Here is a 15,609-nt window from a genome sequence, read left to right on the forward strand (position 1 = left end):
CCGCTGCACGATGTGCAGCGGCCTATTGCATTTATAGGATTCAAGCTTCCATTTCTTCCAGCGGCACAAGGTATTCCTTGCGGCACTGCTCGTATTCCAGCATATAGTCCTTGCTGGGGTTGTGGTGCATAATGCTTTTCAGGGTGTGGGAGTCGTAATCATCGCCGGCCTCCATGCCCACCATGCGCACTGCGATGTTGGAGCAGTGGTCGGAGATACGCTCGGCGTTGTTCAGCACATCGAGGAACACCACGCCGGTGTCGATGGAGCAAATGCCGTCCTTCAGACGGCGGATGTGCTGGTCGCGCAGGCGCTCCACCATCACATCAATGATCTCTTCCAGCGGCTCCACCTGTGCAGCCTTCTGGGTATCATCGTTTTCAAAGGCCTCGTCCGTCAGAACCAGAATGCGCTCCAATGCGGCGTCCAGCAGTTGCAGTTCCTTTTTGGCGCTCTCGCTGAAGCTGGCTTCCTTGTCGTACAGTTCCTCAGCCTTTTCCATGATGTTCACGGCATAGTCACCGATGCGCTCGAACTCGGTGACAAAGTTCAGCAGCTCGGTCACCGCGTGGCTCTCGTCATCGCCCAGCTCCTGATCGGTCAGTTTGATCAGGTAGTTGGTGATCTCCACCTCCATACGGTCGATCAGGTTCTCGCGCACCTTGATGGCGCTCACGGTCTCCTCGTCCATCTTCAAAAGCAGCGGCGCGGCCAGACCCACATTGCGGGCGGCACGGCGGGACATCTTGATCACCGCGTTCTTAGCCTGCTGCAGAGCCACAGCCGGGCTCTTGTACAGACGCTCGTCCAGCACCGGCATACTCAGTTCCTGTGCTTCCTCCACGCTGCTGGGCACTGTGAGCATCGCCAAGCGGCTCAGCACCCCGCTGCAAGGCAGGAACAGCAGCATAGCGCATACACTGGACATGGTATGGATGTTTGCAATGGAGCTCTTGTTCATCACATCGCCCCACATGGGGATGCCGATGGTGAACTGCACCGCATAGATCAGTGCCAGCAGAATAACACTGCCGATGACATTGAAGTACAGGTGGATGAGCGCTGCCCGCTTACCATCCTTGGAGGAGCCGCCGATGGTGAGCAGCGGGGTGAACGCCGTACCGATATGCGCACCCAGAATGATAGGAATGGCAGAGCTGAAGGTGACAAGCCCTGTGCTGGACAGTGCCTGCAAAATACCCACGGAGGCGGAGGAGGACTGGATGATCACGGTGACCACCACGCCCACCAGAACACCCAGAATGGGGTTGGTCATGGTGACGAACAGATTCTGAAAGACTGCGCTCTCCCGCAGGGGTGCCACGCCGGTATCCATCAGGCTCATGCCGGTAAACAGGATACCGAAGCCCAGCATGATCTGGCCGATGTTCTTCTTTTTGGCATTGCGGAGGAACACATAAAAAATGCAGCCAATAAACGCCACCACGGGGGCAAAGGTCTTGGGCTGGATCAAGGTCAGCCACAGGCTGTCGCCTGAGATATCCGCCATGCGGATCAACTGACCTGTTACCGTAGTACCAATATTTGCACCCATGATCACGCCTACCGACTGCGTCAGTGTCATGATACCGGAGTTGACCAGACCAACACAAATAACCACCGTACCAGCCGACGACTGGATGACGCCGGTGATCAGTGTGCCGAAGATCACGCCCTTGATGGTAGAGGAGGTAAGCTTTTGCAATACGCCCTGCATCTTGCCGCCTGCCAGCTTTTCCAGTCCGGCGCCCATGATGGACATACCGTACAAGAACAGCGCAACGCCGCCCAGCAGAGAGGTAATGTGTGTGATATCCATAACGATACTCCTAATATGAAACTTCCCTTTTTATCCTTTACAGCACACAGCTGCCGAAACCTTGCACGTGCACAGCACTTGCCCTGTTCCGGCAGCCGCTTATTTTTATTATACCATCAAAGGGGGCGTCTCAACAAGGTTTATTTTACACGAAAATTACTTTTTTCACACATTCCGCAACATATTTCCGGGTGGCAAACAAAAAGCTTTCCGTTATTTTACATACATTTTACATTATACCATCTCGGATGCGGTATGCCTCCGCTTAACCGGCCAGTTCTTCCATGGCCTCGCGCACCGTATCGGCCGAAAACAGGAATACACCACTGCCGGTGTATACCTCCACATGACTGCCCACATAACGCAACTCAAAATCCTTCATGGTGTTTCCCTCCTGTGTGTCTGTTTTATTCCCGGGACTTCCCCGGTGAACACAGTATCGCACAATAAGGATACTATAAAAAGGACTTTCAAATGTTTTTGCAGACTTTTTGCGCAAAAATCGGATGATACTCCACGGTCTGCTCCCCCCTGTCCGCAGCCACCCCCTCGGAAATCGGGGCTTTGGCAGTTCCCCTCCGCAGCGCCGCATTTCCGCAGGAAACAGGCGCCGGAGCTGCCGTTTTCCGTCACGACCCCCTCCCGTGAAAATAGGATAGCGGATCGTCCGCAGACGCTCCGCTATCCCGAAATTATAGCAGTTTGCGTTTTTAATGCACAAGCAACATCCGCAAACTGCATATCGCAAAGCTGCCGTTTTGATTGGCACTATTTTTGAAAATTGCGATAAAAATATATTTTCCGCTGATCATGCCCAAAGCACACGCGGCGGGCATTCCAAATCGTCCCGCCCCGCAAAAGATGGCATCACTCTGCCGCATCCGTCACCCGGACGGGGTAGCCCGTCCGCACACAGCGCACCGCATACCGGGCGTTGCCGCCGGAGGTGCAGGTGAACAGGGTCAGATCCCAGCTGTCTGTCTCGGTGGCGGTGGTCATCTCCTCGATCTGGGTGGGGTGCAAAGTCTCCACGCTCTCCACCTCGTAGCTCCAGCGCAGACCATCCGCATCCGTAAAGTAGACCGGGCTGCCGATCGCCAGCCACTTGATGGGACTGAAATGCTTTGCGTAGTTGTGGCCGCAGAGCACCAGATCATCGGCATAGGTAGTGCCGCTGTACCGTCCGGGGGCGACCTTCAGCCCGGCGTAGCTCCACTGTGCCATCACCGGCAGTTCCAGCCCTGCCGCCGGGATGGAAAGCACCCCGATGTAGTCATGCCCCTCCACCTCTACGGTGGTCATCTCCTGCGCCGGGTCCAGCACCGGCTGCGGGGCTGCGGTCTCGTTTTCCTGCCGGTGCTCCGTAATGGTCTTTTGCATGGTCTGCTCCAGCTCGCCCAATACTTCCTGCGAAGCCTTTTCTGCCCGGGCGGCATCCCACCGGTTGTAACCCAGCAGCCCGGCGGCGCTCAAGATCAGCACCGCACCCAGCACCATGCACAGCCTGCCGATTTTCCGTTTCATTGCATTCCATCCTTTATATAATAGTATCCGTCTGCTTCAGTATACCATTCCCCGCTCCGGTTTACAACCGTTCTTTCGGGCGATTTTTATCGGGCAGCAGCGCGCAGACCAGCCGCACCATCTGCCCGGTCAGGGGCAGCCAGACCAGTGCACACAGCCCGTTGAACAGGGTGTGGGCGTTAGCGATCTGCCGGGCGATCACGGCACACTCTGCCCCCGTGGGCGAGCACAGCCGCACCAGCGCCGCAAAGGGCTGCAGCAGTGCGCAGCACACCGCCGCGCCGCTCAGGTTGAAGATGGCGTGGGCTGCCGCCACCCGCTTGGCGTCTCTTCCCTGCCCGATGGCGGCAAGCACCGCCGTAACGGTGGTGCCAATGTTATCCCCCAGCAGAATGGGAATGGCAGCGGTCATCCCCAGCAGGCTGTGCACGCCGTCCACCCCGGGCTGCGCCGCCATGCTTTGCAGCAGCGCCACCGTGGCAGAGCTGCTTTGTACTGTCAGTGTCATGCAGACGCCCGCCAGAAGCCCATGCAAAGGGCTTTGCTGCACCCGGGCAAGCTCCAACCGGAGCAACGGGCTTTGCAGCAGCGGCTCCATGGCGCTGCGCATCACCGTGACGCCCTCGAACAGCAGCCCAAAGCCGAACACCGCCTCGCCCACGCAGCGGCCCCGCCAGTTTTTGCAGGCCAGACAGAGCAGCACCCCGCAAAACAGCAGCAGATACCGCCAGCTTTCCACCCGGAACGCCAGCAGCTGTGCTGTGACCGTTGTACCGATATTCGCCCCGAACACCACCGGCACCGCCTGCCGCAGCTGCAGCAGCCCCGCTGCCAGAAAAGCAATGACCATGACCGTGACCGCCGAGCTGCTTTGCAGCACCGCCGTGACCGCCGCCCCGGTCAGCAGCCCCGCCGCCGGGTTTGCGGTGCACCGCGCCAGCAGGCCGCGCAGACGCCTGCCCGCTCCCTGCTGCACCGCCCGACACAGGCTGTCCGTCCCGTATAAAAACAGCGCCAATCCGCCGAATACCTGTAACAACACTTGGAATCCCTGCTCCATCCGCACCCTCCGTTTCTGCCTGTCCTTTATTTCTATGCAGCGAGAGCCGGTTTGCGCATTGACAAAGCCTACAAGTTTTTTGTGAATTTTTGTTTAATATTTCCCCATTCTCTTGCAATCCGGCTGCAAAAGGAATATTCTTATCAAGCGTTAATATTTAACAGCTGTTAAGTATTAAGAAATGCAAATGAGGAGGAACTGTTATGTCCGAGCCAAGCACCCCCAGCTTTCAGGGGATGTGCCACTATATCGGGCAGCTGAGCAAGGCATCCAAGGCCGGGATACGGGCGGCGCTGGCTGATTGCCCCAAATGCCATTTTAATATGCTGGAAGGCCTGCTGCATTCCATCAACTGCCACGGAAAGGACGGTGCCATTTATGTCTCTGACCTTGCCCGGGAGATCCGACAGCCGCTGCCGGCGGTCTCGCGCGGGCTGCGGCTGATGGAGCAGGACGGCACCGTGGTGCGGGAGCCAGACCCCGCCGACCGCCGCAAAACGCTGGTGCGCGTCACCCCCAAGGGGTATGAGCTGTGCCACCAGTGTGAGCAGGCTCTGCGCGACTACTTTGCCAGCGTGCTGGCACGGTTAGAGCCGGAGCAGGTAGCCCAGATGGACGCGCTGCGCGGCGCGCTGATGGATGCCATTCTTGCGGAAAATGCCGCGCGCAACATTGACCCGAAGGGAGAAACGAACCATGACAAAGATCTTTAAGCAGCTGGCCCGACACTGGGCGGTCTGCCTTGTGGTGTTCGCGCTGCTGTTCGTGCAGGCGTACTGTGACCTTGCACTGCCGGACTACACCAGCAAGATCGTGGACACCGGCATCCAGCAGGGCGGCATTGAAAGTCCCCTGCCCCAGACGGTGCGCCAGAGCACGCTGGACACGCTGAGCCTGCTGATGAGCGAAGAGGATGCACAAAAGCTGCAAAACGCCTACCAGTACTACCTGCAGGACGATGGCGTGCTGCAGCTGCGCTCTGACCTGACCGAGGATGAGCGCATCGCACTGGAAGATGCCGTGACCACCCCGGACATCGTGCTGTATATGGCTGCCGCACAGGCCGCCAACACCCCCGCCGGGCAAAGCAGCATTGGCATGACCGGCCTTGCCGAGATGCCCTCTGCCGCTGCGGACACCGACACCGAGACCGTTACCCCCACGGCAGCAGATCTGGATACGGTATGCAGCCAGTTTGCCGCCATGAGCCAGATGCCCGGTTTTGACCGCAGTATGCTGCAAAAGCAGCTGGACAGTGCCATGAGCCAGCTGGACAGCACCCTGCTGGAAAACCTGAAAAGCCAGTCTTTGCTGCTGGTGCAGCTGGAATACGAGGCACAGGGCGTTGCACGGAATGTGCAGATGGGTTACCTGTTCCGGGTGGGCGGCCAGATGCTTGCCCTTACTCTGCTGATGGTAGCCGTGGCTGTGGCCGTAGGCTTCCTTGCCTCCCGGGTATCTGCCGCCATCGGCCGCGACCTGCGCCGGGAGACCTTCTCCAGCGTCATCGGCTTCTCCAATGCAGAGATCGAGAACTTCTCCACCGCCTCCCTCATCACCCGCACCACCAACGATATCCAGCAGGTGCAGTTCGTCTGCGTCATCCTGCTGCGCATGGTGGCCTATGCGCCCATTCTGGGCATTGGCGGTGTGCTGCACGTTGTGGGCAGCAGCTCCGGCCTTTCCTGGATCGTGGTGCTGGACGTGGCCATCCTGCTGTTGCTCATCATTTTCCTGATGAGCGTTGCCATGCCCAAATTCAAGGTGATGCAGCAGCTGGTGGACCGGCTGAATCTGGTCAGCCGCGAAATTTTGACCGGCATCATGCCGGTGCGCGCCTTCAGCCGCGAAAAGTTTGAGGAGCAGCGCTTTGACAAGGCCAACCGGGAGCTGATGGGCACCCAGCTGTTCACCAACCGCGCCATGGTGGCCATGATGCCCTTTATGACCCTGATCATGAACGGTACCAGCCTGCTCATCGTCTGGTTCGGCGGCAAGGCCATGGATGCCGGCACCATGCAGGTGGGCGAGATGATCGCCTTTATCACCTACACCATGCAGATCGTCATGTCCTTCCTGATGCTGGCGATGGTGGCCGTCATGCTGCCCCGCGCCGGTGTGGCTGCGGATCGTATCGACGAGGTCATCCGCACCAAAGCCACCATCCACGACCCGGACAAAGCCGCCGCAAAGGCCGCACAGGCACACACCGACTGGCAGGGCGTGGTGCAGTTCGAGGATGTGAGCTTCCGTTACCCCGGTGCAGACAGCGATGCACTGGAGCACATCAGTTTTACCGCAAAGCCCGGCGAGACTACCGCCATCATCGGCTCCACCGGCTGCGGCAAGTCCACCCTGCTCAACCTCATCCCCCGCTTTTACGATGTGACCGGCGGCAAGGTGACCGTGGACGGCATCGATGTGCGCGAGATGCCGCAGGCACAGCTGCACGACCTGCTGGGCTATGTGCCCCAGAAGGGTGTGCTGTTCAGCGGCACCATTGAGAGCAACCTGAAATTCGGCGGCGAAGATATCACCGATGCGCAGGTACAAAAAGCTGCTGCCATTGCGCAGGCCACTGATTTTATTGAAGCAAAGCCGGAGGGCTACCAAAGCCCCATCGCACAGGGCGGCTCCAACGTATCGGGCGGCCAGAAGCAGCGGCTTTCCATTGCCCGGGCAATTGCCAAGGACCCCAAGGTCTATCTGTTTGACGACAGCTTCTCGGCACTGGACTACAAGACCGATGTAACCCTGCGCCGCGCCCTGAAGGCACAGACCGACAACGCCACTGTGATCATTGTGGCACAGCGCATCTCCACCGTGCTGCACGCAAACCAGATCCTTGTACTGGACGAGGGCAGGCTGGTGGGCAAGGGCACCCACGCCCAGCTGATGGTCAGCTGCCCGGAATATCAGGAGATCGCCCGCAGCCAGCTGAGCCAGAAAGAGCTGGCGCTGGATACCTTGAATACGGAAAAGGAGGGTGAGTGATATGCCCAGACCCGGACGTCCCACCACCGAGCGCGCCAAGGACTTTAAAGGCACGCTGCGGCAGCTCATCCGCACCATGAGCCACTACAAGCTGCCCCTTGCGGCAGCCATGCTGTTTGCTGTTCTGTCCACCATCTTCAACATTGCAGGCCCCAAGGTGCTGGCAAAGGCCACCACCGCCCTTGCCACCGGCTGGATCGCCCGGCTGCGCGGCACCGGCAGCATCGATTTTGTGTATATCGGCCGCATCCTGCTGTTTTTGCTGGGGATGTACCTGCTGAGCAGCGCTTTCAGCTTTATTCAGGGCTGGCTGATGACCGGCCTTTCCCAGAAGGTCTGCTACGACTTCCGCCGCCAGATCAGCGAAAAGATCAACCGCCTGCCGCTGGCGTACTTTGAAAAGCGCACCGTGGGCGAGGTGCTCTCCCGCATCACCAACGATGTGGACACGCTGGGACAGAGCCTGAACCAGAGCATCACCCAGCTGATCACCAGCGTGACCACCATGATCGGTGTGCTGGTGATGATGCTCTCCATCAGCCCCCGCATGACCCTGATCGCCCTGCTGATCCTGCCGGTGTCGCTGGCGCTGGTGCTGGTGGTGGTCAAGTTCAGCCAGAAGTACTTCAAAGCGCAGCAGGCCACGCTGGGCGTGGTCAACGGTCAGGTCGAGGAGATTTACGCCGGTCACAACGTAGTCAAGGCCTTCAACCGGGAGGCCGTGGTGCTGGCAGACTTCAACGCCGCCAACGATAAGCTGTACGAATCCGCATGGAAGAGCCAGTTCCTCTCCGGCCTGATGATGCCCATCATGAACTTTGTGGGCAACCTGGGCTATGTGGCAGTGGCTATCGTGGGCAGCATTTTTGCCGCAAACGGCGTTATCACCATCGGTGATATTCAGGCCTTTATCCAGTACGTCAAAAACTTCACCCAGCCCATCCAGCAGCTTTCGCAGGTGTCCAATATGCTGCAAAGCATGGCCGCTGCTGCCGAGCGGGTGTTCGAGTTTTTGAACGAGCCGGAGGAAGAGCAGCTGGCAGACCCCGCCCACCGCGCCGACCCCGCCGACATTGACGGACAGGTCACCTTTGACCATGTGCGCTTCGGCTACACCCCGGACAAGACCGTTATCCACGATTTCAGCTGCACGGTGCAGCCCGGCCAGAAGGTAGCCATTGTAGGCCCCACCGGCGCGGGCAAGACCACTATGGTCAAGCTGCTGATGCGCTTCTACGATGTGGATTCCGGTTCCATCACCCTGAACGGCCACGATGTGCGGGACTTTGACCGCAGCGCCCTGCGCGAAGGTTTTGGCATGGTGCTGCAGGACACATGGCTGTTCAAGGGCACCATCATGGAGAACATCCGTTACGGTCGGCTGGACGCCACCGATGAAGAGGTGATTGCCGCCGCAAAGGCTGCCAACGCCGACCACTTTATCCGCACCCTGCCCGGCGGCTACCAGATGGAGCTGAACGAGGACGCCTCCAACGTCAGTCAGGGACAGAAGCAGCTGCTTACCATCGCCCGCACCATTCTGGCAGATAACCGCATCCTGATTTTGGACGAGGCTACCAGCAGCGTGGATACCCGCACCGAACAGCGTATCCAGACCGCTATGGATCGTCTGATGGAGGGCCGCACCAGCTTTGTTATTGCCCACCGCCTTTCCACCATCCGGGACGCCGACCTCATCCTTGTGATGCGGGACGGCGACATTGTGGAGCAGGGCACCCACGACCAGCTGATTGAAGCCGGCGGCTTCTACGCCGATCTGTACAACAGCCAGTTCGAGGACGTGGTGGATTAAAGCACCTGTTATCGCAATATAACTGCAAAAATAGCACCTGTCGCCTTTTTAAGGCAGCAGGTGCTATTTTGTTTTACCCTCTCAGTCATCGCTGCGCGATGCCAGCTCCCCCGAGAGGGGGAGTCGGTCAGCTGCAATAGGGCTCTCCCCTCGGGAGAGCTGGCGCGAATGCGCCTGAGAGGGTTTCCGTTTTTTTATTCCTCCACCGGTTCCAGCTTCAAGCCGAACAGCTTTTCTGAGAGGGACGGCAGCTGTTGCTGCAAGGCTCGGACATAAGCCATTACCACCGGGTCCTCGCGCTTTTGCCCCAGCACGATGCCAAACCGGTGTCCACTGCCCCAGTCCAGTACCCGTACAAAGCTGAGGTCGGGTCTGCGGTAATAGACCGCCGGGACCATCTTGAGCGCCGGGTCGCCGTAGGCTGCACTGCGGATGCCGCCCACCGGCGTAAAGCTCACCCCGCGTTCCAGCCCCTCCTGCACCAGACTTGTCTCGTAAACGGTCTGGTACATCTCCTTGATAAGCAGCCAGCGGTACTGCAATGCCTGCTCTAAAGTCAGCCTGCCCACTGGCATATCGGCGGGCGGGTGGATGGGGATGCAAAGCTCCGGCACATAAAGCAGCGGCACAAAGGTAAGCCCCTGTGCGTAAAATTCTGCGCTTTCCAGTTGGAAGGAAAGATCCATCTCCCCTTTTTTCAGGCTGCGCCAAACCTCGCTGCGGTTGGCACACCACCCCAGAATGGGGGTATACCGCAGGCACAAGTCACTCGTCAGGGAAAACAGGTCGTATGCGAACATCCGCATTGCCTCATGACACCCTGCGATGATCAGATGTCTTTCCGGCGGGTTTTCCTGCTGCTGCACCGCGCGGGCATGGCGCACCGCCTGCTGATACAGGGCTACCAGCTGCTTTGCCTTGGGGTAAAAATCCCGCCCTGCCGGGGTCAGCACCACCCGGCGGGGCACATGCTGGAACAGCTCGAACTGCAATTGCCCTTCCAGCGTGCGGATCTGCTGCGAAAGTGCCGACTGGGAGAGATACAGCGCCTCTGCCGCCGCAGAAAAGCTGTTCAGTTCCACGATCTTTACAAAGCCTTCCAGTGCGCTCTCGTTCATGCGTTTCTCCCTCCCGCGATACATTAGGTTATCCTAAATTATAATATAAAAAATATGAATTGTAAACAGCACCCTACTACGATACAATTGTTAAGGATTCAGCAAAGTACCTTTCACCTTGCTGCAGGATAAGAAGGAACACAAAGAAGAATAAAAAGAAAGAGAGCGTACCTATGAACAAGATCTCCCGTAAGGGCTTTATCAAGATTGCCGCTGCTGCCGCCATGAGCGGTGTGACCGCCGGTGCTCTGGCTGCCTGCAATGCCGCCTCCGGCTCTGCTTCCGCTTCCACTTCCGGTGCTGCCGGTCAGTACATTCCCGGCACCTACGAAGGCACTGCCGAGGGCATCTCCTCCACCGTCAAGGTCACCATGACCTTCTCCGACAGCGCTGTGACCGATGTGGTGGTGGACACCTCCGGCGAGACCGCTTCCTTCGGCGCTGCCGCTGCCGATGAGCTGCGCGAGCAGCTGCTGGCTGCCGGTTCTGCCGAGATCGACGGCGTTTCCGGCTCCACCATCACCTCCGATGCCGTGATGAAGGCCGCCAAGAGTTGCTACGCACAGGCCAAGGGCGAGGCCGTGGTCTCCAGCGTGCAGCTGCCCACCGGCGATGCAAACGACTGGCTGGGTACCGAGCCCGATATCGACGAGACCGCCATCACCGAGACCGTGGACACCGACATCCTGATCGTGGGCGCTGGCAACGGCGGTATGTTTGCTGCCGCCTATGCTGCTGCCAACGGTCTGAACTTCCGTGTTATCGAGCAGAACGCCAACGTGCAGGACACCCGTCACTGGTACGGCGCTGTTGATTCTGCTGCCGCTAAGGAGGCTGGCGAACCCGCCACCGATAAGGCAAAGCTGCTGAGCGAGATCTCCCGCTACGCCTCCGGCAAGTGCGACCAGCGCGTTGTCAAGACCTGGATCAACGAATCTGCTGCCATGCACGACTTTATGCGCAGCATTCTGGAGGATAAGTACGGCTGGGTGTGCGATTTCACCTCCGGCAGCGAGGCTGCATGGCCCGCAGAGAATGCCGAGCACAACACCGACTACCTCTACCCTGTGCAGGAGCACAACTACATGGCCAGCGAGAGTGCTTCCGGCACACCCCGCAATGAGCTGCTGCTGCAGTACATTCAGGAGCTGGGCTACGATGTGGACTTCAAGACCAGTCTGGCAAAGCTGGAAAAGAACAGCGATGGCCGCATTACCGGCATCATCGCCCAGAGCACCGAGGATGATCACTTCATCCGCTACAACGCCAATCAGGGCGTGCTGCTGGCCTGCGGCGGCTTCCCCGGCAACCCCTACATGATGGAGCAGCTGGATCCGCTGGGCACCAGCGTGACCACCGCCTGCTCCTACTCCCCCGCCGACAAGGGCTACGGCATCCGTGCAGCAGTGTGGGCAGGCGCTAATCTGGACAAGGAAGCCGCTCCCATGCTGTTTGACCGCGGCATTGTTGCCCCCGGTGTGGATGCCGGTTATGTGGACAGCGACTCCGCCTTTGGCGGCAAGGCTTTCCCCGGCAAGATCCGCCAGTATAATCCCGGCACCCAGCCCTTCCTGAAGGTGAACCGCAACGGCGAGCGTTTTGCCAACGAGAGCTGCCCCTACAACGATATCGTCTACGCTGCCGCCCACCAGCCGGGCCGCGTCTACGCACAGATCTGCGATGCCAACATTTTGGAGGACGCAAAGCGTTTCCACACCATCGGCTGCTCTGCCCAGACCCGCAACGGCGGTGAGAAGTACATTCAGGGTAAGATGGACGAGGCTATCGAGGCCGGTGCACTGTTCAAGTGCGATACTCTGGACGAGCTGGCCGACAAGATGGGCTTTACCGGCGCTGCCAAGGATACCTTCCTTGCTACCGTGGAGCGCTACAATGAGCTGTACGATAAGCAGAACGATGAGGACTTCGGCAAGCCCGCTTACCGCCTGAGCGCCATTCGCACCGCGCCCTTCTACGGCTGCTGGCTGGGTGCTTCCCTGCTGACCACTGAGCAGGGCATCGCCATCAACGAAAAGGGTCAGGCTCTGGACACCAACAACCAGCCCATGGAGGGTCTGTACATCACCGGCGATATGTCCGGCAGCTTCTTTGCCAACAACTACCCCTGCCTGATGGCCGGTGTGGCTATGGGCCGTACCCTGACCTTCGCCATGAAGGCCATCAAGCAGATGGCCGGTCTGGAAAACGCCTGATAAAGCGCGTTTTTCCTGCATACTCTAAGCGTTTCTTCTTTTCTTCTTTTTCATGTGAAGAGGGGCAGCCCCGATCTTGGGGCTGCCCCTCTTTGTGTTTTTGCCCTGCACGCCCCCTACACAAATGGCCGCGATTGTGCTATGATAAGGCTGAAAACCGGGCAGTTCATCCCACCCGGTCAGAGATCGAGGTGTTTGTACAAATGTCGGATATTCTGGATACCTTACGGCAGGAAGGGGTGGACCCCGCCCTGCTTACGGCGGTGCAGGAATACCGCGCCGCCCATCCGCTCAGCGAGACGCTGCGCCCGCGTATCCCCGCCCCTGCCTTTATCTACTACGGCAAAGAGGTGTGGGAGCAGGCGCTGGCGGCTATCCTCTGCGGCGAAAACCTGCTGCTGGCCGGCGGAAAGGCCACCGGCAAAAACGTGCTGGCAGAAAATCTTGCCGCCGCCTTTGGCCGCCCCGCGTGGGACATCTCCTTTCATGTAAACATGGACGCCGTCTCCCTCATCGGCATGGATACCTTTGCGGGCGGGCAGGTAGTGTTCCGTCCCGGGCCGGTGTACCGCTGCGCACAGTGCGGCGGCTTTGGCGTGCTGGACGAGATCAACATGGCCAAAAACGAGGCGCTGGCGGTGCTGCACGCGGTACTGGATTTCCGCCGCGCCATCGACGTGCCCGGGTACGACCGCATCCCGCTGGCTGAGGAGACCCGCTTTATTGCCACCATGAACTACGGCTACGCGGGCACCCGGGAGCTGAACGAAGCGCTCACCTCCCGCTTTGCGGTGGTGCAGATGCCCACCATCACGCAGGATAATCTGGAAAAGCTACTGCGGGCGCAGTTCCCGGATCTTGCCGCAAAGTATGTGCACCAGTTCGCACTGCTGTTTCTGGACCTGCAGAAAAAGTGCGACAGTGCCGAGATCTCCACCAAGGCGCTGGATCTGCGCGGTATGCTGGACGCGCTGCGGCTGATCCGCAGGGGCATCCCCGCCGGGGCGGCGCTGGATATGGGCATCACCAACAAGGCCTTTGACTCCTACGAGCAGGGACTGATCCGGGACGTGATCGCCGCGCGCATCCCGGCCAAGCTGGATGCCGGAAAGCTGTTTGCCTGATGGACGCCCAGAGCTACACCGCGCAGGAGCGGCGTGCGGCCAATCAGGTCTGGGCCGCTGCTGGTGCTTACGGCTTCGAGCCGCTGTTTCTGGCCCGCAACACGGACGGCACCATTGATTTTTACATGAACTGCATCGTGGGGCTGGTGCACAAATACTACGGTGACGCGCTAATCCGGGACATTTTTTCCGCATGGGAGGGCGACACGCGCCAGCCCATGCTGGACGATATGGCGTGGCTGTACTTAGAAAACGCCGCCTACCGGCTGGAGCTGCCCCGCCGCCCGGTGCTGGAAGCGCTGCGGTTTGCCCACGCGGACTACTTTTTTGCCATCCAGTACAAGCTTTCGCGGCAGGAGTGGATGGCGAAAAACCAGCTGGTGTACACCATGCAGGCTGCACGCTGGCGCAAGGTGCTGGGACGCACCGCCCCGGTCATGACCCCTTACGAGAGCAGCCTTGCCGCAGCACTGGCACCGGAGACCGTACCGGAACCGGCACAGCTCAAAAACGACCTGCTGGCGCTGTATGCAAAATTTGCCCTGTTTGACGGCGAGGTACGCCAAAAGCCCGCGCTGCATCTGCGGCTGCAAGGCTTTTGGACGAAGCTTGCCACCAAAACCATGCCCACCCAGATGATCAAGACCGACCGGGTGACGGTGGAGCATTCCGGCGCGGTGGATGCCCCAGGCAGCGGACTGGCGGTGGACAAGCGCCGGGCAAACATCACTCTAAAGCAGCGCGCCGCGCAGGATCGTGCCTACATCGAAAGCTGCTTCGGGCACTGCTTCTACCCGCCGGAGCAGCTGCGCAAGGCCGAACAGGAGTTGTGCACCGGAGTGCATCTGGGCTGTCATCTGTGGTTCAGCGCCGGGGTTCCCAGCCCGGCACAGGCCCCCACCCCGGAAGCGCGGCAGCTGGCACAGCAGGCCGAATTGCAGGCCGAACGCAACCGCGCCTACTATGCCAAAAATCAGGAGCTGCACCGCAGCGTGGTGCTGCGCCTTACCGAGCAGATCCGCAACTGCATTCTGGTGCATCAGCAGCCCGACCAGCGGATAGCACGCAGCGGTGATCTGTGCGCCGGGCGGGTGTGGCGCGCCCCTTACCTGAACGACGACCGGGTGTTTTTGTGCCCGGAGGAGGAGAACTGTCCCGCCTTTACGGTGGATCTGCTGCTGGACGCTTCCGCTTCCCGCCTGCACTGTCAGGAGGTGATCGCGGCGCAGGGTGCCATTCTGGCCGAAAGCTTGGCCAACTGCGGCATTCCGGTGCGGGTAAGCGCCTTCAGCAGTCTGCGGGGCTATACGGTGCTGCGGGTGCTGAAAGGCTTTGCGGACAAAAACCGGCAGAATATCTTCCGCTACTTCGCCTCGGGCTGGAACCGGGACGGTCTGGCGCTGCGGGCGGCGGGCGACCTGATCCGGTACGCCCCCGGCCCCGCCCCGCGCCACCTGATGATCCTGCTGACCGACGCCAGCCCCAACGACAGCCGCCGCATCCCACCCACAGCGGAGAACCCGCTGGGCTGCGCCTACGAGGACGCCGCCGGTGTAGCCGATACCGCCGCACAGGTGCGCACCTTACAGCGGCAGGGCGTGCGGGTGTCTGCCGTTTTTATGGGCGAGGACAGCAGCGCCGGTGCCGCCGCGCAGATCTACGGCAAAAATATGGCACGCATCCGCGGCATGGATCAGCTTGCCCGCGCTGCCGGACGGCTGATCCAGAACGAGATCCGGGAACTTGGCGATTGAAAAAACAAAGCGACCCCTGTGGGAGCAGTTCCGGCCTTAGCCGGCATCTCCCGCAGGGGTCATTTTTTTACAACCGCACATCTCAGTGCACAACCATACTTTGAACTTTTGTTTGCAATGTGCTGTAGATTTTTGCAAAAATTTGTTGTTTTGGAAAACTTACAGTTGTTTTTCATTCAAAAGTATGCTA

At 59.5% G+C, this 15,609-nt stretch carries 10 protein-coding genes; 6 read left to right on the plus strand and 4 right to left on the minus strand.

Annotation, left to right across the window (positions count from 1 at the left end; translation table 11 throughout):
• Nucleotides 1-40: 40 nt before the first annotated feature.
• The 3 genes from WMO20_RS01765 to WMO20_RS01775 all read right to left on the minus strand — a co-directional run bounded on the left by WMO20_RS01765 (nt 41) and on the right by WMO20_RS01775 (nt 4,385).
• Complete coding sequence (locus WMO20_RS01765) at nt 41-1,819, minus strand: Na/Pi cotransporter family protein (protein ID WP_005923318.1); 1,779 nt, start codon at nt 1,817-1,819, stop codon at nt 41-43.
• 867 nt (nt 1,820-2,686) lie between these two features.
• A complete protein-coding gene (locus WMO20_RS01770; RefSeq protein ID WP_112090304.1) occupies nt 2,687-3,343 on the minus strand; it encodes a sortase in 657 nt (218 codons plus the stop codon).
• A gap of 61 nt (nt 3,344-3,404) precedes the next feature.
• Nucleotides 3,405-4,385: a Na/Pi cotransporter family protein gene (locus tag WMO20_RS01775; protein ID WP_349185649.1), complete on the minus strand. Its 981-nt coding sequence runs from the start codon at nt 4,383-4,385 to the stop codon at nt 3,405-3,407.
• Nucleotides 4,386-4,606: 221 nt separating this feature from the next.
• Between WMO20_RS01775 and WMO20_RS01780 the strand changes: the two genes are divergently transcribed.
• The 3 genes from WMO20_RS01780 to WMO20_RS01790 are packed head-to-tail and all read left to right on the plus strand — an operon-like array spanning nt 4,607 to nt 9,210.
• The gene (locus WMO20_RS01780; protein WP_242983173.1) at nt 4,607-5,116 is read left to right on the plus strand and encodes a MarR family winged helix-turn-helix transcriptional regulator; all 510 of its coding nucleotides are present in this window, start codon (nt 4,607-4,609) and stop codon (nt 5,114-5,116) included.
• Complete coding sequence (locus WMO20_RS01785) at nt 5,100-7,397, plus strand: ABC transporter ATP-binding protein (RefSeq protein WP_349185650.1); 2,298 nt, start codon at nt 5,100-5,102, stop codon at nt 7,395-7,397. Before WMO20_RS01780 ends, WMO20_RS01785 begins: the two co-directional genes overlap by 17 nt.
• Before the next feature lies 1 nt (nt 7,398).
• On the plus strand, nt 7,399-9,210 hold the full coding sequence (locus WMO20_RS01790; RefSeq protein ID WP_349185651.1) for an ABC transporter ATP-binding protein: 1,812 nt from the start codon (nt 7,399-7,401) through the stop codon (nt 9,208-9,210).
• A gap of 194 nt (nt 9,211-9,404) precedes the next feature.
• Here the strand turns inward: WMO20_RS01790 and WMO20_RS01795 are convergent, their stop codons facing one another.
• Complete coding sequence (locus WMO20_RS01795; RefSeq protein WP_349185652.1) at nt 9,405-10,328, minus strand: LysR family transcriptional regulator; 924 nt, start codon at nt 10,326-10,328, stop codon at nt 9,405-9,407.
• Between the two features lie 173 nt (nt 10,329-10,501).
• On the opposite strand from WMO20_RS01795, the gene WMO20_RS01800 reads away from it, so the two are divergent.
• The 3 genes from WMO20_RS01800 (at nt 10,502) to WMO20_RS01810 (ending at nt 15,419) form a co-directional block, all read left to right on the plus strand.
• Entirely contained in the window at nt 10,502-12,541 is a 2,040-nt protein-coding gene (locus WMO20_RS01800; RefSeq protein ID WP_349185653.1) for an FAD-binding protein, read from the plus strand.
• A 203-nt stretch (nt 12,542-12,744) separates the two neighbouring features.
• Nucleotides 12,745-13,665, plus strand: coding sequence for an AAA family ATPase (locus WMO20_RS01805; RefSeq protein ID WP_349185654.1), 921 nt, complete (start codon nt 12,745-12,747; stop codon nt 13,663-13,665).
• The gene (locus tag WMO20_RS01810; RefSeq protein WP_349185655.1) at nt 13,665-15,419 is read left to right on the plus strand and encodes a vWA domain-containing protein; all 1,755 of its coding nucleotides are present in this window, start codon (nt 13,665-13,667) and stop codon (nt 15,417-15,419) included. The genes WMO20_RS01805 and WMO20_RS01810 overlap by 1 nt, the downstream gene beginning before the upstream one ends.
• The last annotated feature ends 190 nt before the right edge of the window (nt 15,420-15,609 follow it).

Origin of the sequence: Faecalibacterium intestinale (genome assembly GCF_040096575.1) — a bacterium.
Taxonomy (GTDB): Bacteria; Bacillota; Clostridia; order Oscillospirales; family Ruminococcaceae; genus Faecalibacterium; species Faecalibacterium intestinale.

Coding starts and splice junctions, on each gene's coding strand:
- WMO20_RS01770 (WP_112090304.1), bottom strand. CDS start 3,343: ATGAAACGGAAAATCGGCAGGCTGTGCATGGTGCTGGGTGCGGTGCTG.
- WMO20_RS01780 (WP_242983173.1), top strand. CDS start 4,607: ATGTCCGAGCCAAGCACCCCCAGCTTTCAGGGGATGTGCCACTATATC.
- WMO20_RS01765 (WP_005923318.1), bottom strand. CDS start 1,819: ATGGATATCACACACATTACCTCTCTGCTGGGCGGCGTTGCGCTGTTC.
- WMO20_RS01805 (WP_349185654.1), top strand. CDS start 12,745: ATGTCGGATATTCTGGATACCTTACGGCAGGAAGGGGTGGACCCCGCC.
- WMO20_RS01795 (WP_349185652.1), bottom strand. CDS start 10,328: ATGAACGAGAGCGCACTGGAAGGCTTTGTAAAGATCGTGGAACTGAAC.
- WMO20_RS01790 (WP_349185651.1), top strand. CDS start 7,399: ATGCCCAGACCCGGACGTCCCACCACCGAGCGCGCCAAGGACTTTAAA.
- WMO20_RS01810 (WP_349185655.1), top strand. CDS start 13,665: ATGGACGCCCAGAGCTACACCGCGCAGGAGCGGCGTGCGGCCAATCAG.
- WMO20_RS01785 (WP_349185650.1), top strand. CDS start 5,100: ATGACAAAGATCTTTAAGCAGCTGGCCCGACACTGGGCGGTCTGCCTT.
- WMO20_RS01800 (WP_349185653.1), top strand. CDS start 10,502: ATGAACAAGATCTCCCGTAAGGGCTTTATCAAGATTGCCGCTGCTGCC.